At 61.7% G+C, this 20,046-nt stretch carries 13 protein-coding genes; 4 read left to right on the top strand and 9 right to left on the bottom strand.

All coding sequences use genetic code 11. The features are described from left to right. Positions 1-32: 32 nt before the first annotated feature. Positions 33-2,888 (top strand): aminomethyl-transferring glycine dehydrogenase, encoded by a 2,856-nt coding sequence (gene gcvP, locus GOW98_RS03040; RefSeq protein ID WP_170329593.1) that lies wholly within the window; start codon positions 33-35, stop codon positions 2,886-2,888. Between the two features lie 43 nt (positions 2,889-2,931). On the opposite strand, the gene GOW98_RS03035 is transcribed toward gcvP, so the two are convergent. From GOW98_RS03035 to GOW98_RS03000, 8 genes are all read right to left on the bottom strand, one after another. Further along, positions 2,932-5,562 (bottom strand): molybdopterin-dependent oxidoreductase, encoded by a 2,631-nt coding sequence (locus GOW98_RS03035; RefSeq protein ID WP_170329592.1) that lies wholly within the window; start codon positions 5,560-5,562, stop codon positions 2,932-2,934. Further along, positions 5,559-5,891: a nitrite reductase small subunit NirD gene (nirD, locus tag GOW98_RS03030; protein ID WP_170328020.1), complete on the bottom strand. Its 333-nt coding sequence runs from the start codon at positions 5,889-5,891 to the stop codon at positions 5,559-5,561. Before nirD ends, GOW98_RS03035 begins: the two co-directional genes overlap by 4 nt. Continuing rightward, positions 5,888-8,320, bottom strand: a complete 2,433-nt coding sequence (gene nirB, locus GOW98_RS03025) for a nitrite reductase large subunit NirB (protein ID WP_170329591.1) — start codon at positions 8,318-8,320, stop codon at positions 5,888-5,890. Before nirB ends, nirD begins: the two co-directional genes overlap by 4 nt. 5 nt (positions 8,321-8,325) lie before the next feature. Further along, complete coding sequence (locus GOW98_RS03020; RefSeq protein ID WP_170329590.1) at positions 8,326-10,011, bottom strand: ABC transporter ATP-binding protein; 1,686 nt, start codon at positions 10,009-10,011, stop codon at positions 8,326-8,328. A 5-nt stretch (positions 10,012-10,016) separates the two neighbouring features. After that, positions 10,017-11,102, bottom strand: coding sequence for an ABC transporter permease (locus GOW98_RS03015; RefSeq protein ID WP_170329589.1), 1,086 nt, complete (start codon positions 11,100-11,102; stop codon positions 10,017-10,019). A gap of 96 nt (positions 11,103-11,198) precedes the next feature. Beyond that, positions 11,199-12,566: a CmpA/NrtA family ABC transporter substrate-binding protein gene (locus GOW98_RS03010; RefSeq protein WP_170329588.1), complete on the bottom strand. Its 1,368-nt coding sequence runs from the start codon at positions 12,564-12,566 to the stop codon at positions 11,199-11,201. A 272-nt stretch (positions 12,567-12,838) separates the two neighbouring features. Then, positions 12,839-14,011: an ABC transporter substrate-binding protein gene (locus GOW98_RS03005; protein WP_170329587.1), complete on the bottom strand. Its 1,173-nt coding sequence runs from the start codon at positions 14,009-14,011 to the stop codon at positions 12,839-12,841. Next, positions 14,008-14,592, bottom strand: coding sequence for an ANTAR domain-containing response regulator (locus GOW98_RS03000; protein ID WP_170329586.1), 585 nt, complete (start codon positions 14,590-14,592; stop codon positions 14,008-14,010). Before GOW98_RS03000 ends, GOW98_RS03005 begins: the two co-directional genes overlap by 4 nt. A gap of 285 nt (positions 14,593-14,877) precedes the next feature. On the opposite strand from GOW98_RS03000, the gene GOW98_RS02995 reads away from it, so the two are divergent. The 3 genes from GOW98_RS02995 (at position 14,878) to GOW98_RS02985 (ending at position 18,539) form a co-directional block, all read left to right on the top strand. Further along, complete coding sequence (locus GOW98_RS02995) at positions 14,878-16,032, top strand: phosphoserine transaminase (protein ID WP_170329585.1); 1,155 nt, start codon at positions 14,878-14,880, stop codon at positions 16,030-16,032. 56 nt (positions 16,033-16,088) lie between these two features. Beyond that, complete coding sequence (gene serA / locus GOW98_RS02990; RefSeq protein ID WP_170329584.1) at positions 16,089-17,684, top strand: phosphoglycerate dehydrogenase; 1,596 nt, start codon at positions 16,089-16,091, stop codon at positions 17,682-17,684. A gap of 117 nt (positions 17,685-17,801) precedes the next feature. Further along, positions 17,802-18,539 carry a metallophosphoesterase family protein gene (locus tag GOW98_RS02985; protein WP_170329583.1) on the top strand — a complete coding sequence of 246 codons (738 nt, stop codon included), beginning with the start codon at positions 17,802-17,804 and terminating at the stop codon, positions 18,537-18,539. On the opposite strand, the gene GOW98_RS02980 is transcribed toward GOW98_RS02985, so the two are convergent. After that, the gene (locus GOW98_RS02980) at positions 18,526-20,043 is read right to left on the bottom strand and encodes a malonate--CoA ligase (protein ID WP_170329582.1); all 1,518 of its coding nucleotides are present in this window, start codon (positions 20,041-20,043) and stop codon (positions 18,526-18,528) included. The genes GOW98_RS02985 and GOW98_RS02980 overlap by 14 nt on opposite strands. Positions 20,044-20,046: the final 3 nt, after the last annotated feature.

Below are 20,046 nucleotides of genomic sequence, written 5' to 3'. Positions count from 1 at the left end.
GCCCGACCTGACTTATTCATAGGAGCGCTGCAATGGCCTTCAAACTGACCGACTACGAAGCCTATGACTTTGCCAATCGCCGCCATATCGGGCCCAGCCCGACCGAGATGCGCGACATGCTCAAGGTGATCGGCTTCAAGACGCTGGACGAACTGATCGACGCCACCGTTCCGCCTGCGATCCGCCAGAAAGAGCCGCTGGACTGGGGCCCGGCGATGACCGAGCGCGATGCGCTCTTTCACATGCGGCAAGTGGCGGGCAAGAACAAGGTTCTGACCTCGCTGATCGGTCAGGGCTATTACGGCACCACCACCCCGGCGCCGATCCTGCGCAACATCCTGGAAAACCCGGCCTGGTACACCGCCTACACGCCGTACCAGCCCGAGATCAGTCAGGGTCGTCTTGAGGCGCTGTTGAACTTCCAGACCATGGTCAGCGACCTGACCGGGTTGGACGTGGCCAACGCCTCGCTGCTCGACGAAGCCACAGCGGCAGCCGAAGCCATGGCGATGGCCAAGCGCGGCGGGCGGTCCAAGGCTAACAACGCAGCTTTCTTTGTCGACAAGAACTGCCACCCGCAGACCATCGCGGTGATCAAAACCCGGGCTGAGCCTCTGGGCATCGATGTGCAGGTGGGCGATCCCGACAGCCTGGACGCGGGCGCGGTGTTTGGCGCGATCTTCCAGTATCCCGGCACCCATGGCCATGTGCGCGACTACACCGCCGAGATCGCGGCGCTGCACGAACACAAAGCCATCGCCATTGTTGCCGCCGACATCCTTTCGCTGGCGCTGCTGAAGTCACCCGGTGAGATGGGCGCGGATATCGCCATCGGCTCGACCCAGCGCTTTGGCGTTCCGATGGGCTATGGCGGCCCGCACGCCGCTTACATGGCGACCACCGACAAGCTGAAGCGCTCGATGCCCGGACGGATCATCGGTGTCAGCATCGACAGCCGTGGCAACAAGGCCTACCGCCTGTCGCTGCAGACCCGTGAACAGCATATCCGCCGCGAGAAAGCCAACTCGAACGTCTGCACCGCGCAGGCGCTGCTGGCCGTCATTGCCTCGATGTATGCGGTCTATCACGGCCCTGATGGCATCAAGGCCATCGCGCAATCGGTGCACCGCAAGACCTCGCGTCTGGCGGCCGGTCTGGAAGAGGCGGGCTTCTCGGTTGAGCCGGAAGTGTTCTTCGACACCCTCACGGTCGAGGTCGGCCATCTGCAGAAGACGGTCATGGAGGCCGCTGTGGCCCGTGGCGTCAACCTGCGCAAGGTCGGCGACACGAAAGTGGGGATCAGCCTGGACGAACAGACTCGCCCCGAGACCATCGAGGCCGTCTGGGGTGCCTTCGGCATCGACCGCAAGGATGACAGCTCAAACAAGCAATACCGCCTGCCGGATTATGCGCTGCGCGAGACGCCCTATCTGACCCACCCGATCTTCCACCAGAACCGGGCCGAGGCCGAGATCACCCGCTATATGCGCCGTCTGGCCGACCGCGACCTGGCGCTGGACCGGGCAATGATCCCGCTGGGGTCCTGCACCATGAAGCTGAACGCCACGATCGAGATGATCCCGGTCACCTGGCCCGAGTTCGGCAATCTGCACCCGTTCTGCCCCGAAGATCAGGCGCAGGGCTATCACGAGATGATTGCCGATCTGAACGACAAGCTGTGCCAGATCACCGGCTATGACGCGATCAGCCAGCAACCCAACTCGGGCGCGCAGGGTGAGTACGCGGGCCTGCTGACCATCCGCAACTATCACTTCGCCCGCGGCGAAGGGCAGCGGAACGTCTGCCTGATCCCGACCTCGGCGCACGGGACCAACCCGGCCTCGGCGCAGATGGTGGGCTGGCAGGTGGTGCCGGTGCAGTCGGATGAGAACGGCAATATCGATCTGGCCGATTTCCGCGCCAAGGCGGAAAAGCATTCGGATCATCTGGCTGGCTGCATGATCACCTATCCGTCCACCCATGGCGTGTTCGAGACCACCGTGCAGGAGGTCTGCCAGATCACCCATGACCACGGCGGTCAGGTCTATATCGACGGCGCCAACATGAACGCCATGGTCGGTCTGTCGCGTCCGGGTGACATTGGCGGTGACGTCAGCCACCTGAACCTGCACAAGACCTTCTGCATCCCGCATGGCGGCGGCGGCCCCGGCATGGGCCCGATTGGCGTCAAGGCGCATCTTGAGGAACACCTGCCCGGTCACCCGGAATACGGCACTGCTGTAGGTCCGGTCTCGGCGGCGCCCTTCGGCTCGCCGTCCATCCTGCCGGTCAGCTGGGCCTATGTGCTGCTGATGGGCGGCGCGGGCCTGACGCAGGCGACGAAAGTGGCGATCCTGAACGCCAACTACATCGCCGTGCGGCTGGCCGAGGCCTATCCGATCCTCTACACCTCGGAAACGGGTCGGGTCGCGCATGAATGCATCCTCGACACCCGCCCGCTGGCGGATGAGGGCAATGTCAGCGTCGACGATATCGCCAAACGTCTGGTCGATAGCGGCTTCCACGCCCCAACCATGAGCTGGCCGGTCGCCGGAACCCTGATGGTGGAGCCCACGGAATCGGAACCCATGGCGGAACTCGACCGCTTCTGCGACGCCATGCTCTCGATCCGGGCGGAAGCGCAGGAGATTATCGACGGCAAGATCGATGCGGAAAACAACCCGCTGAAAAACGCCCCCCACACGGTGCGCGATTTGGTCGGCGACTGGGACCGCCCTTACACCCGCGAACAGGCCTGCTTCCCGCCGGGCTCCATGGGCGTCGACAAATACTGGTCCCCCGTCAACCGCGTCGACAACGCATTCGGAGACCGAAACCTCGTCTGCACATGCCCCCCAATGGACGCATACCAAGACGCTGCCGAGTGAACAGCGACAAAACAAAAAAAACCCCCGCTCAGGCGGGGGTTTTCTATTCAGCGGCCTCTTTCTGTTGGGCCGAGGCCAGAAGCGTGGCCAGTTCCGGACGGCAGGACCCGCAATTGGTTCCGGCCTGCAGCGCCTCACCAATGGCTTCGACCGAGATCAATCCTTGGGTTTCGATCGCTGTCAGGATCGTGTTCACGCCGACATCAAAACACGAGCACAGAATTGGACCCGGGTCCGGCATGTCTGCCGGGGCGCGGCCCGACAGCAGGCCCAGATTGGGCACCTGCGGCAGCGTCGCCAGATAGTCCCTCATCACCGCAACCGGTTGGGGCGAAACAAACAACGCTGCAACCAACCGTCCGTTCTGGTGGCAGGCCAGACGGGCCACGCCCCGGGCCGGGTCCTCGACCGCGGTGATTTCGGCGTCGGGTAATCCGAACAGGTCGCGGGCCGCGGTGTGCCAGTCTTCGACGGGATTCAGCCCTGCCAGCTCTGCGCGATAGCCGGATTTTGTTGGGCTTTGCGCCCAGTAGTGGCAGTTTGGGTTCATCTCACGGTCAGAAACCGCGAATCCGTACCATTTGGCGTTAAACTGGGTGACATTCACAACCGAGGCCTTGCTTTCGGGCTGGCCCGAGACCGGGTCGGTCGCCGCCGCCACCACCACGTCGATGCGAGCGGAGGGTGCGGTTTCTCCGGTCCAGTGGATCGGGGCGAAGACCTGACCCTGCGTGACATCCCTGTTGATCCGCGCGCGCAGGATGGCCTTGCCATGCGGGCTGGTCACTTCGACCAGATCGGCGGCGGAAATCTTGTGAGCCCGGGCGGAATCGGGGTGGATGTCCAGAAACGGTTCGGGCAGATGTGCCGACAGACGGGGCGACAGCCCGCTGCGGGTCATTGTGTGCCACTGATCACGCAGCCGTCCGGTGTTCAGCCAGAACGGATAGCGGGGGCCGGTCTTGGACGCAGGCGCGCGCCATTTGACCCGCAACAACCGGGCTTTGCCGTCGGTGTGAAAGAACTGTCCATCCGCAAAGAACCGTCCGCCCTGCCGCGTGGCGGTCACGGGCCAGCGGGTTGGTTCCAGCGCGTCGTAGTCTGCGGTGTTCAGATCGGCGAAGCCCGAGATATTGAAATCCTTGCCAAACCGCGCGGCCACGCCGGACAGTGCCGCATGTTCGCGGAAGATCTCGCCGGGGCTTTGGTAGTCAAAGGCCGAGGCCCAGCCCATCCGACGCCCGACCTCGCACAGGATATCCCAGTCGGCGCGGGCCTGTCCGGTGGCAGGCAGAACTGCGCGTTGGCGGCTGATGGTGCGGTCGGAATTGGTGACGGTGCCGTCTTTCTCGGCCCAGGCCGAAGCGGGCAGCAGCACATCGGCCAGCCGTGCCGTGTCGGTGCGGTCGGTGATGTCCGAGACCACGGTAAACGGGCAGTTGGCGATTGCGTCGCGCACCGCGTCTGCTTCGGGCATCGACACCGCAGGATTGGTGTGGATCACCCAAAGCGCCTTGACCCGCCCATCGCCGATGGCGCGGAACATGTCCACCGCTTTCAGGCCGGGGGATTCTGGCATTGTCGGCGCTGACCAGAATTCGCGGACCGCGGCGCGGTGATCGGCGTTTTCGATATCCAGATGGCAGGCGAGCATATTGGCCAGCCCGCCGACCTCGCGTCCGCCCATGGCGTTGGGTTGGCCGGTGACGGACAACGGACCGCAGCCGGGTTTGCCGATGCGCCCCGTGGCCAGATGGCAATTAAGGATCGCATTTACCTTGTCACTGCCTGAGGTGGACTGGTTTACGCCTTGGCTGAAGATGGTCACCACCCTCTGCGTGTCGGTCCACATCTGGCAGAACCGGTCGATATCCTCCGGGTTCAGCCCGGTGACCGAGACATCGTCGGTCAGTGCGCTGTCCAGTGCTTCGTGAATGCCGGTTGTGTGGGTTAGGAAATCAACATCCACCAGCCCAAGCGCGTCGATCCGGGTCAGCAGGTGGTTGAACAGTGCCACATCGCTGCCCGCCGCCAGTGGCAGGTGCAGATCGGCGCTGTCACACGAGGCGGTGCGGCGCGGGTCGATCACCACGATCTTGGTGCCGCGCGTCTGTCGTGCCGCCATCAGGCGCTGATACAGCACCGGGTGACACCAAGCCAGATTGGAACCGACTAGAACCACCAGATCGGCCTCATCGATATCCTCGTAGGTGCCGGGAACGGTGTCGGTGCCGAAGGCGCGTTTATGCCCCGCCACGGTCGAGGCCATGCAAAGCCGTGAATTAGTGTCGATATTGGCCGAGCCGATGAAACCTTTCATCAGCTTGTTGGCGACATAATAATCCTCGGTCAGCAACTGGCCCGAGACGTAGAACGCCACCGAATCCGGCCCGTGTTCGGCGATGGTGTCGCGGAACCGGTCGGCCACCAGTTGCAGTGCGTCATCCCAATCGGTCTCGACGCCCGACACACGCGGGGCTAGCAAGCGGTGCGATAGGCCAATGGTCTCGGCCAGCGCCGAGCCTTTGGAACAGAGCCGCCCCTGATTGGCCGGATGGTCCGGATCGCCGGTGACCGTCAGGCCGCCGGCACCGTCCGGCTGCAGCAGAACACCACAGCCGACCCCGCAATAGGGGCAGGTCGAGCGCTTGGCGCAGGCGGTCAAATCCTTCACGCGGCGCTCCTTTGGCCCAGCGAGGTGCTGTCGAGCAGGATGCGGTCACCGTCCAGCTGAACCGGGTAAGTGGCGATCTGTCCTTCGTCCGCGCCTTGCGCCTGACCTGAGTTCAGGTCGAATACCCAATTGTGCAGCGGGCAGGTGACGGACTGGCCGTGCACGATGCCTTCTGACAGCGGCCCGCCCTTGTGCGGGCAGCGGTCCGATGCGGCAAAGACCTCATTTTCTGCCGTGCGGAACAGGGCGATGCAGCCAACCGGGGTTTTTACAACCCGCGCGCCGCGCAGGGGGATGTCGTCGATATGTCCGATGTCGATCCAGCTCATTCTGCGGCCTCCAATGTCAGATCGGCCAACGGCGCAAAGCGCGGGGCCTCTTTGGCCTGCTCGGCCCATGGGTCTTTGCGATAGATGGATTGGCTCAACTCGAACCGTTCGACCAGTGCGCGGCGGTTGTCGAGGTCATCCACCACGGTTTCCTTGATCCAGTCGAGGCCAACCTTCGCCATCCACTTATACAGACGGTCCAGATATTTGCCGCCTTCGCGATAGGCCTGGGTGACGGCCATAACGACCTTGATGGCTTCGTCTTCGGTCGGGACCTGCACCAGCAGTTCGGTTTCCTTGACGTCAATGCCCGCCGCACCGCCGATGCTGATCTGATAGCCCGAGTCCACACAGACAACGCCGATATCCTTACAAGTCGCCTCGGCGCAGTTGCGCGGGCAGCCCGAGACCGCCAGTTTCAGCTTATGCGGCGTCCACGAGCCCCACAGGATTTTCTCAAGCTTCACACCCAATCCCGTGCTGTCCTGCGTGCCGAACCGGCAATGGTCGGTGCCGACACAGGTTTTCACGGTGCGTAAGCCTTTGGAATAGGCATGACCCGAGACCAGCCCGGCCTTGTTCAGATCGGACCAGATGTAAGGCAGGTCAGACCCTTTCACGCCCAGCAGGTCGATGCGCTGGCCGCCGGTGACTTTGACGGTGGGCACATCGTATTTCTCGGCCGCGTCAGCAATAGCGCGCAGTTCCGCCGGGTTGGTGATACCGCCCCACATGCGGGGGACAACGCTGAACGTGCCGTCTTTCTGGATGTTGGCGTGCTTGCGTTCATTGACGAAACGGCTTTGCGGGTCGTCCTGATATTCCACCGGCCAATCGGCCAGCAGGTAGTAGTTCACCGCTGGACGGCAGACATGGCAGCCGTTGAGCGTCTTCCAGCCCAGTTCCTGCCAGACGGCCTCCTGACTTTTCAGCTCTTGCGATTTGATCAGGCGGCGAACGTCTTCGTGGGTCAGGTCACAGCAGCCGCAGATGGGCTGCGCGGTGGGCATCTGGAAGTCGTCGCCCAACGTGACCTGCAGCAATTGTTCCACCAGCCCGGTGCAGGTTCCGCAGGACGCGCTGGCTTTGGTCGAGGCGCGGATTGCGCCCAGATCGGTTGCGCCGCCATCGATGGCGGTAGTGATGTCGGATTTGCAAACGCCGTTGCAGCCACAGATTTCCGCTTCAGGCGGCAATGCTGCAACGGCTGAGAGAGGGTCCGCAGTGCCGCCCCCCTGATAGGCCGGGCCGAAGATCAGCGTCTCGCGCATCTCGGACACGTCCTCGCCGTCGCGGATCAGGCCGAAGAACCAATTGCTGTCGCCGGTGTCGCCATACATGACGGCGCCGACCAGCTTGTCACCTTCCAGAACCAGCCGCTTGTAGACGCCACGGGCAGGGTCGCGGAAAACGATGTCTTCACGAGTGTCGCCCTCGGCAAAGTCGCCTGCACTGAACAGGTCGCAACCGGTGACCTTCAGCTTGGTGGACAGCGAGCGTTGCTTGAACGCGGCCTGCTCACCCAGCAGCGTCTGTGCCAGTACCTTGGCTTGATCATAGAGCGGTGCGACAAGGCCAAAGACCTCGCCCTGGTGTTCGACGCATTCGCCAACGGCAAAGATATCCGCGTCCGAGGTGATCATCTGATCGTCCACGTGGATGCCCCGCCCAACGGCAAGGCCCGTGTCCTGCGCCAGGGCGGTGTTGGGGCGAATGCCCACAGCCATCACCAACAGGTCGCAGGGTAATTCCGTTCCGTCCTCCAACAGCAACGCACGGGCCTTGCCGTTCTCGCCAGCGATCTCGGTCGACTGAGCGTTGAGAAGAACGGTGATGCCTTTTTCTTCCAACGATTTCTTCAACAGGTAACCTGCGGCCGGGTCCAGTTGACGCTCCATCAGGTGGCCCATGATATGCACCACGGTCACGTCGGCACCACGCGCGGCCATGCCTGCGGCGGCCTCAAGGCCCAGCAAGCCGCCGCCGATCACGACGACCTTGTTGCCAGCGCCCATGCCCATCATCTGTTCGGTGTCTTCCAAATCGCGATAGGCGATCACGCCGTCCAGATCATGCCCCGGCATCGGGATCATGAAGGGGTTCGAACCGGTGCCGAAGATCAGCTTGTCATAAGGCACGTGGCCGTTCTCGCCTTCGACCACTTTCAGTTCGCGGTCGATTGTGACGACCTTCTCGCCGAACCGGCAGGTGATGCCCCGTTCGGCATACCAGGCGTCGTCATGGGTGACGATCTCTTCATAAGTCTGATCACCGGCCAGAACCGGGCTCAGCATGATGCGGTTGTAGTTCCCGCGCGGCTCGGCGTTGAACAGGGTGATGTCGAACGCATCGGGGGCAGCGTCAGTCAGGTGTTCCAACACCCGGCCCGAGGCCATGCCGGCTCCGATGACTACCAGTTTTTGTTTCATGTCATTCACTCCGCGGCGATGGCTTTGGGGGAAGGGGTTTTCGGCTTGGGCTTTGCGCCGTGTTCGTATTCCTCGAGGAAATCCAACACCTCTTGCCGGTATTCGTAGTAGTCGGGATGGGCCAGCAGCGCCTTGCGGGTGCGCGGGCGCGGCAGGTCGACATTGGTGATCTTGCCGATGGTGGCCTGCGGGCCGTTGGTCATCATCACCACGCGATCGGCCAACAGGATCGCCTCGTCCACGTCATGGGTGACGCAGATGGTGGTCACTTTCGTGCGCGACCAGACCTCCATCAGCACTTCCTGCAACTCCCAGCGGGTCAGGCTGTCGAGCATCCCGAAGGGTTCATCCAACAGCAGCAGTTTAGGGCTGAGCGCAAAGGCTCGGGCGATGCCGACGCGCTGGCGCATGCCGTTCGACAGGTCAGCGGCGGATTTATCCATCGCATCGGCCAGACCGACGCGTTCCAAATAGTATTCCACCACATCCTGCCGCTCGGCCTGGCTGGCCCGCGGGTACACGCGGTCGACGCCGACCGAGACGTTTTCCTTGGCGGTCAGCCAAGGGAACAGCGAGGGCGACTGGAACACCACGGCGCGTTCGGGATCGGCGCCTTCAACATGGCGGCCATCCAGCTTGATCGCGCCTTTCGAGATCTCGTTCAGACCGGCAGCCATCGTCAGCACGGTGGACTTGCCGCAGCCCGAGTGGCCGATCAGCGAAATGAACTCACCCCGATTGAGCTTGAGGTTGAAATCCTCGACCACAGTCAGCGGGCCTTTGGGCGTGGGGTAGATCTTGTGCAGCTGGCTGAAGTCCAGATAGCGTTCGTCGATCAGACCCGTCTGAGCCTCTTTCACCGCCGCCGGAACACCGTGGATCGGGGTCACGTCGGGTAGGGTCTTGGTGCCTTCGACCTTGGCCTCAATCCCCACATCCATCAGGTATTTGGTGACCTCTCCACGCAGGGCCTTGAACGTTTCATCATGGTTCATGGCCGAACGGTCGCGGGGGCGGGGGAGCGAGACTTTGAACTCGGTTCCCAGCGAGCCATCAGGGTTCAGCGGAATGATGCGGTCTGCCAGCAGGATCGCCTCGTCCACGTCATTGGTGATCAGGACACAGGTCTTGCGGTTTTCTTCCCAGATCTTTTCGATCTCTTCCGCCAGATTGCCACGGGTCAGCGCGTCCAGCGCCGACAGGGGCTCGTCCAGCAGCAGAACCTCGGGGTCCATCGCCAGCGCACGGGCCACGTTCACCCGCTGCCGCATCCCGCCCGACAATTCGGCAGGGCGACGACCAGCAGCGTGGCTCAGGCCGACCATCTTGATGTAATGGGCAACCTTTTCCTCTTTCTCTGCCTTGGGCATCTTGGGGAACACCGCGTCCACGGCCAGCCGCACATTGCCCGTCACCGTCAGCCACGGCATTAGCGAGTAGTTCTGGAAGATCACCCCTCGCTCTGGCGCGGGGCCGGTGATGGCTTTGTCGCGGAAGGTGACGCTGCCCTTGGTGGGGAATTCGATCCCCGCCATCAGGTTGATCAGCGTGGTCTTGCCGGTGCCGGAAAAGCCCAGCAACACCACGAACTCGCCTTCTTCAACCGAGAGGTTGATGTCCTTCAGCACAGCCGTCGCAGCGGTGCCGGTGCCGAAGGATTTACTGACGTTCTTGAATTCCATCACAGCCATATCGATCACCGGTTGTTCGAGAAGGTGAACAGGGACTGCAGCGCGTACATCACTCGATCCAGCAGGAAGCCGATGATGCCGATGGTGAAGACAGCCACCATGATCTTGGCGAGTGAGCTGGAGGAGCCGTTCTGGAATTCATCCCAGACGAACTTGCCCAGACCGGGGTTCTGCGCCAGCATTTCAGCGGCGATCAGAACCATCCAGCCGACGCCAAGCGACAGGCGAAGACCGGTGAAGATCAGCGGCAGGGCCGAAGGCAGCACCAGCTTGGTGATCTTGGTGTAGGTGTTCATTTTCAGAACCTTCGACACGTTCACCAGATCTTTGTCGATGGATGCAACACCCAGCGAGGTGTTGATTAGCGTCGGCCACAGTGAACACAGCGTCACGGTAATGGCCGAAATCAGGAAGGATTTCGCGAACCAGCCGTCATTGGTGACGTACACCGCCGAGACGATCATGGTGACAATTGGCAGCCAGGCCAGCGGCGAGACCGGTTTGAAAATCTGGATCAGCGGGTTCAGCGCGGCGTTTGCGGTGGGCGACAGGCCCGCAGCGATGCCTAGCGGCACGGCCACGATGGTGGCGATCAGAAAGCCGAAGAAGACCGTTTTGATCGAGGTCCAGATCTGGTTGTAATAGCTCGGCGCGCCGGTATAGGCGACTTCTTTAACCTTTTCGGGCTGGCCTGCGTCGATGAATTTCTGGTTCCGCTTTTCGACCATCGCCTCGAACTTGGCCTTCTTGGCAGCCTTGGCCTGAGCGTCCTGATGCAGGCTGACCGCCTCGGACCAAACCTGAGCCGGTCCGGGAACAGCGCCCAGCGAGGTTTGTACCTTGGGCGCCAACGTGCCCCACAGCAGCAGGAACGCGCAGATGGCCAGCAGCGGCACGGCCAGCAAACGCCAAATCTCGCCCATCTGGGTACGGGGGTTGTCGCCTGCGGCGGCTTTCAGAACCGGGGTGATCCAGGATAGGCCCAGAACCTGAAACCATTTGTCGGCGGCGTTGATCCGGGTGAACAGACGGGCCTTGCGGGCCTCGCGTTCAGCATCAGCGGATAGCGTATCGTGGTCGATGGCTGTCATCTTGCGGTCTCCTGGCCCGGGTTGCGATCCGGGCGGGGGTAGAATTCTGAGTGAGAGGGAAGCCCCCCGACCGCTCGGGGCCGGGAGGCAGGGGAGTTAGCCCTGAACTTCGCTGCCGATGACAACCTGCTCGCCTTTCAGGCCAATCGGCAGGCTTTGCAGGTAGGCGTTGGGCTGGCGGGCGTCATAGGGAATGCCGTCGATGATATCCTCGGCGGGCGTCGGGGCTTTGTAGCCATCGCTGTCCCAGGGGAAGTCGGCTTCGTTCGCCAGACCTTCGTCCACCAGCATGCGAGCGGCGTCCAGATAGATGTCGGGGCGATAGACTGACTTGGCGACCTCGTCATACCACGCATCCGTCTGCGGCTCGGCGATCTGGCCCCAGCGGCGCATCTGGGTCAGGTACCAGATGGCGTCAGAATAGAACGGGTAGGTCGCGTTATAGCGGAAGAACACGTTGAAGTCGGGCACCTCGCGCTTGTCGCCTTTTTCGTATTCGAACGTCCCGGTCATCGAGTTTGCGATAACGTCGTAATCAGCGCCCACATATTCCGGCTGGCTCAGCATCTCGACCGCAGCCGGGCGGTTGGCGTTGTCATTTTCGTCCAGCCAGATCGCGGCCCGGATCAGAGCCTTGGTCACGGCGCGGGTGGTGTTGGGGTACTGCTCGGCGAACTCAGCGTTGATGCCGAAGACTTTTTCCGGGTTGTTCTTCCACAGCTCATAATCGGTGATCACTGGCACGCCGATGCCTTTAAACACGGCCTGCTGGTTCCACGGCTCACCCACGCAATAGCCATAGATGGTGCCGGCTTCTAAAGTCGCAGGCATCTGCGGCGGCGGGGTGACCGACAGGAACACGTCCGCGCCAATCTGGCCGGTCACGTCTTCGGGGCTGTAGTATCCGGGGTTCAGACCACCGGCAGCCAGCCAGTAGCGGAGTTCGTAGTTGTGGGTCGAGACCGGAAAGACCATGCCCATGTTGAACGGCTTGCCTTCGGATTTGTACTTTTCGACGACCGGGGCCAGCGCCTCGGCACTGATCGGGTGCTGCGGGCGACCGTCATCCATCACCGGGATGTTCGGCTTCATCTCTTCCCAAATCTCGTTCGACACGGTGATGCCGTTGCCGTTCAGGTCCATCGAGAAGGGGGTGACAATATGCGCCTCGGTGCCATAGCCGATGGTTGCGGCCAAAGGCTGACCGGCCAGCATATGCGCGCCGTCCAGCTGGCCGTCGATCACGCCGTCCAGCAGAACCTTCCAGTTGGCCTGTGCTTCGAGCGTCACGAACAGGCCTTCATCCAGGAAGTAGCCATTTTCATAAGCGACGGCCAAAGGGGCCATGTCGGTCAGTTTGATAAAGCCGAAGGTCAGCTCGTCTTTTTCCAGTTCCAGCGTCTCGGCCATCGCCGGGCTGATCAGGGCGGTGTTGGCGACAAGGCCTGCAATCAATCTTTTCATGTGGGTCTGTCCCTTGTGTATGATCCCGGGTCACCGGGGGTGAAAAAGAAAAAGCCGCTGCACGCTCTGACCGGGAGGAGGTGGTCAGAGTGTGAGCGGCTTTGCTCAGTCGATCCCAAACTTTGGGAAGAATTTCCTCGACACACGCCATTGCGTGCCGTTGAGACAAGGTTCGGAGAAACTCGGCCTCGGCTCAAGCAGTTTTGCTGCAATGCGGCGTGATTTTCTGCGATTGCGTTGTTTGACGCTGGTGACCGCCTATTTTTTGGGCGTCAGATATCCTGTGGGTCAAAAATGCGCCCATCCAGAAACGCGTCCCGTTTCAGCGACAGCTGCCCGTTATGCGAGGCGACGGGGGTGGTTTCCCGAATCGCGCCTTCGAGTTTTTCAGACGCGCCGGGCAGGTCGGCCCCGATGTCGGCCAGCTGATTGCGGTAGATATCACTGCGGAACACGCTGCCCGCCTGCGCTCGCGCCAGATGCGGGTCCAGACCGTATCGTGTGGCCAGACGCTGGGCGATCCACTTGGCCTGACTACGCCATGGGAAATTCGCGGCCCCGTCATGGAATTCGAGGAATCCCGGCACTTCGCGCTGTTCCGCCTGCCCCGAGATGGTGAACCGGCCCGACAAGGCCCGATCAATCAACTCCGAGGGCAAGTTCAGGTAAGCATCGCGCGCCAGTATCTCGGCGGCGGCGGTTTGGCTGCCCGGCTGGCCCAGCCAGCGGCCTGCCCGCCAAACGGCCCTCATCAACTTGCCCAGCAGATGCGGTTCGGTTTCCGCCCACTCGGTGCGTACCGCCAGCACTTTTTCCGGCGCAAAGGCCCAGATCGCCTGACCGGGTAGCAACAATGCCCCAGCCTGCGATTCCACCGCGACCGAGCCCCAAGGCTCGCCCACACAGAACGCATCCACATCCCCTTCGGCCAGCGCCTGCGCCATCAATGGTGGCGGAATGGTGCGCACTTCGACACCGACCTCTGACAATTCGGTGGCCTCAAGCCAGCAATGCAGCAGTTCCACATGCAGCGAGAAGGGGAAGGGCACGCCAAAAACCAAAGGCCGATCTGCGACCGAAGCCAGTGCAGCGGCGGCCTTGAACGGATCGTGGAAGTCGAACCCATAGCCCATCTCGCGCAGGCGGATTTCCAAAGCACGGCTGACACCGATGACGTCTCCGTTCACCGACAGGACCGAGACCGCGGACAAGGGTTGCGTCACCCCGCCCAACCCAAGGGCCATTGCGACGGGTACGGGCGACAGCAAATGCGCCGCATCCACCCGGCCAAAGGCCAGCATATCACGCACCGACGACCACGAGGGTGCGGCGATCAACTCCAGCTCAACCCCTTCGGCGCGGGCCAGCCCCATCTCATGAGCCACGATCAGAGGCGCGGCATCGACCAAAGGCACATAGGCAACGGGCAGGGTGACCGCATTCATGACAGCAGCCCCGATGCGGTGACCAGCGCCTCGGCCACGTCGGCAACGCGGCGGCCCTGATCCATGGCGGCCTTGCGCAACAGGGCGTAAGCCTCTTCTTCCTCCACCCCGCGCGCCTTCATCAGCAACCCTTTGGCGCGGTCGATCACCTTGCGTTCCTCCAGCGCGCGTTTGGTCTCGGCCAGTTCGCGGCGCATCTGGCGGACGATCTGAAACCGGGCGATGGCGGCATCCAGAACCGGTTTCAGCCGGTCGGGTTGCATTCCATCGACCACATAGGCCGACAGCCCGGCCTCGATCGCGGTCGAGGCCAGATCCCCCGCAGCACCCGACACAAACATCGCCACCGGGCGTTCCAACGGACCCGAGGCCAACGTCAGTTCCTCAAGCATGTCGCGGGTGGGATTGTCGATATCGATCAGCACCACATCCGGCACCAACGCCGCTATCTTGCGCGCCAGGCTCGAAACATTGCCGATCACATGTACATCATAGGACCCGGACGCCTTGAGCGCGTCGACAATGGCAATCGCGCGTTCGCGGTCTTCTTCTACAACAACTATGGTCAAGGCGTCGGGCATGGCACCTTTTCACCGGCTCGCCGGTGGACCTCAAGAGAATGGGGCGCAATCCGATGAGGATTACGCATGAATGCCTAAAAAACAGTCAAACACATCCGGGGTCGGATGAAAAACCCGTTAACCTTTCGCCTATCGGAAACTTGCGACCGCGAACGGCACGGGCAAAAATGTCGTTTTCCGGATTCAAAGCGTCTTTTCCGCTTGCTGCGCCGCGGCGGGCTTTCTAGGTGTTGCGGTGGGACACCCCTCCCCAACGAGGGGCGTGTATCTGGAAGGGTAATACAGATGACAAATGAACAACCGGCAACGCGGCCGGCGAATCCGCGTTTTTCCTCGGGCCCCTGTGCCAAACCCCCCACATTTGAGCTGTCCAAACTGGCCGATGCTGCGCTGGGCCGGTCGCACCGTGCTGCTGTTGGCAAGGACAAGCTGAAAGCGGCCATCGAAGGCACGCGCGAGGTGCTGGGCATTCCGGCAGATTACAAGATCGGCATCGTTCCCGCTTCGGACACCGGCGCGGTTGAGATGGCTCTGTGGTCGCTGCTGGGCGAGCGCAAGGTTGAGATGCTGGCGTGGGAGAGCTTTGGTTCAGGCTGGGTGACCGATGTGGTCAAGCAGCTGGAAATCGATGCTGAGGTCAAAACTGCCGAATATGGACAGATCGTGGATCTGGCCTCGGTCGATTTCGCCAATGACGTTGTGTTTACGTGGAACGGGACCACCTCGGGCGTCCGGGTTCCCAATGGCGACTGGATCGCGGATGACCGTCAGGGTCTGACGATCTGTGATGCGACCTCCGCCGCTTTTGCGATGGACCTGCCCTGGGACAAGCTGGATGTGACCACCTTCAGCTGGCAAAAAGTGCTGGGTGGCGAAGCGGCCCACGGCATGCTGATACTGTCGCCCCGCGCGGTGGAACGGCTGGAAAGCTACACCCCCGCTTGGCCGCTGCCGAAGATTTTCCGCCTGACCAAGGGTGGCAAACTGATTGACGGCATCTTTACCGGTGCCACGATCAACACGCCGTCGATGCTGGCGGTCGAAGATTACCTGTTCGCGCTGGACTGGGCGCGCTCGGTCGGCGGGCTGCAGGGGCTGATCGCCCGTGCGGATGCCAATGCCGGTGCGGTACATGCGTTCTGTGAGCAGAATGACTGGATCGCCAATTTGGCCGAGGATGCGGCGACGCAATCCAACACGTCCGTCTGCCTGAAATTCACCGATCCGCGCATTCAGGACGGCGCCACTTTCGCCAAGGCCGTGGCCAAGCGGCTTGAGGTCGAGAACATCGCGCTGGACATCGGTGCTTATCGCGACGCGCCAGCGGGTCTGCGTATCTGGTGCGGCGGTACGGTCGAGACCTCGGATATCGAGGCGATGCTGCCGTGGCTCGCCTGGGCCTTTGAGGCCGAGATCGCGGCACAAACCGAAGCTGCCTGACATTTCACCGGGCCGTCCAAGGCCCGGACCCTCCATACAATTCAAGGACCAGAGATATGGCCCCTAAAGTACTCGTATCTGACAAGCTCAGCGAAACCGCCGTGCAGATCTTCCGGGATCGCGGCATTGACGTGGATTTCATGCCTGATCTGGGCAAGGACAAGGACAAGCTGGCCGAACTGATCGGTCAGTATGACGGTCTTGCGATCCGCTCGGCCACCAAGGTCACGCCGACCCTGCTGGAGAAAGCCGACAACCTGAAGGTCATCGGACGCGCCGGGATCGGCACAGATAACGTCGACAAGGACGCGGCGTCCAAGAAAGGCGTGATCGTTATGAACACGCCCTTTGGCAACATGATCACCACCGCTGAACACGCGATTGCGATGATGTTTGCCGTAGCGCGTCAAATCCCCGAGGCCAGCACCTCGACCCATGCGGGCAAGTGGGAAAAGTCCAAGTTCATGGGGATTGAGCTGACCAACAAGACTCTCGGCGTCATTGGTGCCGGCAACATCGGCGGCATCGTCTGCGAACGCGCGCTGGGCCTGAAAATGAAGGTCATCGCCTATGATCCCTTTCTGGGCGAAGATAAGGCGGCCAAGATGGGTGTGGAGAAAGTTGAGCTGGACGAGCTGCTGGCGCGTGCCGATTTCATCACCTTACACGTGCCGCTGACCGATCAAACCCGTAATATCCTCAGCCGCGAGAACCTGGAAAAAACCAAGCCGGGCGTGCGTATCATCAACTGTGCTCGCGGTGGGCTGGTCGATGAGGATGCATTGGCCGAGATGCTGCAATCCGGTCGTGTTGCCGGTGCGGCCTTTGACGTGTTCAGCGAAGAACCAGCCAAGGAAAACGTCCTGTTCAACCTGCCTAACGTGGTCTGCACGCCCCACCTTGGCGCGGCGACAACGGAAGCGCAGGAAAACGTGGCGCTGCAGGTGGCCGAGCAGATCTCGAACTATCTGCTGACGGGTGCCGTGGAAAACGCACTGAACATGCCCAGCGTAACCGCCGAAGAGGCCAAGGTCATGGGCCCCTGGATCAAGCTGGCCGGTCATCTGGGCAGCTTCATCGGCCAGATGACGGATGAGCCGGTTCAGGCGATCAACATTCTTTATGACGGTGTGGCCGCCGAGATGAACCTGGCCGCGTTGAACTGCGCCGTGGTCGCGGGGATCATGAAGAAGTTCAACCCCGAGGTGAACATGGTCTCGGCTCCGGTCATTGCCAAAGAACGTGGTATCAAGATTTCGACCACCAATCAGGACAAGTCCGGTGCGTTTGAGGGTTATATCAAGGTCACCGTGGTCACTACCAAGCGCGAACGTTCCATCGGTGGCACGGTGTTCAGCGACGGCAAGCCGCGCTTTATCCAGATCAAAGGCATCAATATCGATGCCGAAATCGGCGCGCATATGCTTTACACCACCAACGAGGACGTGCCGGGCATCATCGGTACTCTGGGTCAGACTATGGGCGACAATGGTGTCAACATTGCGAACTTTACCCTCGGTCGGTCCGAAGCGGGTGGTGAAGCGATTGCTTTGCTTTACGTCGACGAGCCGGTCCCGGCTGAAGCCCGCGCCAAGCTGGCCGAGACGGGTCTGTTCACCCAGATCAAACCGTTGGAGTTCGATGTCGCCTAAGCGGTGTTGAATTTCTGAGACAATCCGTACCTGCGCCACCCAAGGCGCGGGTATTTTCTTTTCTGGTGGCCTGAAACGCGCCACAAGCAGGGTATTCGTTTTGCCCGAGGATTTTGCATGACCTCCCCCATCTACGCCGTTGGTGATATTCACGGTCAACTTGGCATGCTGGAACACGCGCTGCGCCTGATTGAACAGGATGGCGGGCCAGATGCGCGCATTGTGTTTCTGGGGGACTATGTGGACCGCGGCCCCGACAGTCGTGGCGTGCTGGACCTGTTGATTGAGGGGCAACGGACAGGTCGAAACTGGATCATGGTCAAGGGTAATCACGACCGGATGATGGCCCGGTTCGTGCAGGAGTGTGAGATCGCCGACAATCGCCTGCCGATCACACTCAGCTGGCTTCACCCGCGTTTGGGCGGGCGGGAAACGCTGGGTTCATACGGGGTCGAGGTCGTGGATGAGGACCGCATCTTTCAGGTCAACGAACGCGCCTGTGCGGCAGTGCCACCCGAACATATCGATTTCATCAATGCGCAGCCTTTGTACCATCAAGAGGGTGAGCTGTTGTTCGTCCACGCGGGCATCCGACCCGGCATTCCGTTGGAACGACAGGCCGAGGATGATCTGATCTGGATCCGTCACGAGTTTCTAGGCGACCCCGGCCCGCATCCGTGGCTGGTGGTGCATGGGCACACGCCGGTGGACCGGGCCGAACATTGCGGTATTCGGATCAATCTGGACGCAGGCGCGGGCTATGGTCGTCCGCTGGCCACGGCGGTATTCGAAGGCCGAGACTGCTGGCTGCTGACCGAGGCAGGGCGGGTGCGGCTGGCCCCTAACCCCTGGTGAACAGGTCCTTGTAGTCCTCGCGCAGGACGTTTTTCTGCACCTTGCCCATCGTATTGCGCGGCAGTTCATCCAGCACGATCAGCTTTCGGGGATGTTTAAACCGGGCCAAAGCGTCCTGCACATTGGCCAGAATGGCCTCGGGGTCCGGGGTCTGTCCCGGCTCGGGCACCAGAATACCCACCGGGGTTTCGCCGAAATCCGGATGCGGCACGCCGATCACCGCGCTTTCCAGCACGCCGGGCTGATCATCCAGCACCAGTTCGACCTCTTTGGGGTAGATGTTGTAGCCGCCCGAGATGATCAGGTCTTTGCCCCGACCAACGATATGGACATAGCCGTCCTCATCCACACGCCCCAGATCTCCGGTGATGAAGAACCCGTCCTCGCGCAGCTCGGCGGCAGTTTTCTCGGGCATCTGCCAATAGCCTTGGAACACGTTCGGGCCGCGCACCTCAATCATGCCAATCTCACCTTTCGGCAGTGGTTCCCCGGTTTCCGGGTCAGTGACCTTCAGGTCCACATCCGGCAACGGGAAGCCAACCGTACCCGCACGACGCTCGCCGTCATAGGGGTTCGAGGTGCTCATGTTGGTTTCGGTCATGCCATAGCGTTCAAGGATGCGGTGCCCGGTGCGGGTTTCAAACCGTTCATGGGACTCGGCCAGCAACGGGGCTGAACCCGAGATGAACAGCCGCATATGCCGTGCCAGATCGTCGGAGAAGCGATCATCGTCCAGCAAGCGGGTGTAGAAGGTCGGCACCCCCATCATCGACGTGGCCCGTGGCATCAGGCGCAGCATGTCTTCAAGGTCGAATTTCGGCAGAAAGATCATCGACCCGCCCGAAGCCAGCACCACGTTGGTCGCCACAAACAACCCGTGAGTGTGAAAGATCGGCAGGGCGTGCAGCAGCACGTCATCTCGCGTAAAGCGCCATTCCTGCACCAGCGTCTCGGCGTTCGACAACAGGTTCGCCTGTGTCAGCATCGCGCCTTTCGACCGCCCGGTGGTGCCCGAGGTATATAGGAAGGCTGCCAGATCATCCTCGGCGCGGCGAACAGGCTCAAACGCGGGCAACATGCCCATGGACCGCCGCATCAGACTGCCCGAGCCGTCGGCGTTCAGCGTCTCTAACCGTGCGTTTTGGGCAGCGGTGATGGGGGCGAGACCTTCGGCCTTTGCATCGTCGCAGACAACCAGCTTGGCGCCGCTGTTTTCAATGAAATACTGCAGTTCGGTGGCGGTGTAGCCCGTGTTGAGCGGTAGAAAGATCAGCCCGGTCTGCACGCAGGCGGCATATAGCGCCAGCGCCTCGGGCGATTTTTCAACCTGCACGGCCACCCGTTCGCCGGGCTCCAGCTCATACCCGGTAAGGGCGTTGGCGATCTGCGCGGCCATGTCCAGAAAGGCCGCATGGGTCATGGTCTGACCATCGGGCAAGTGCAGGAACGGGGTATTCTTGCCCGCGTGAATGCCAAACAGCCGGTCATACAGCGGGTTTCCCATATC

Source organism: Ruegeria arenilitoris, from assembly GCF_013032445.1.
Classification (GTDB): Bacteria; Pseudomonadota; Alphaproteobacteria; order Rhodobacterales; family Rhodobacteraceae; genus Ruegeria; species Ruegeria arenilitoris_F.
This window is presented reverse-complemented; position numbering and strand designations above follow the sequence as displayed.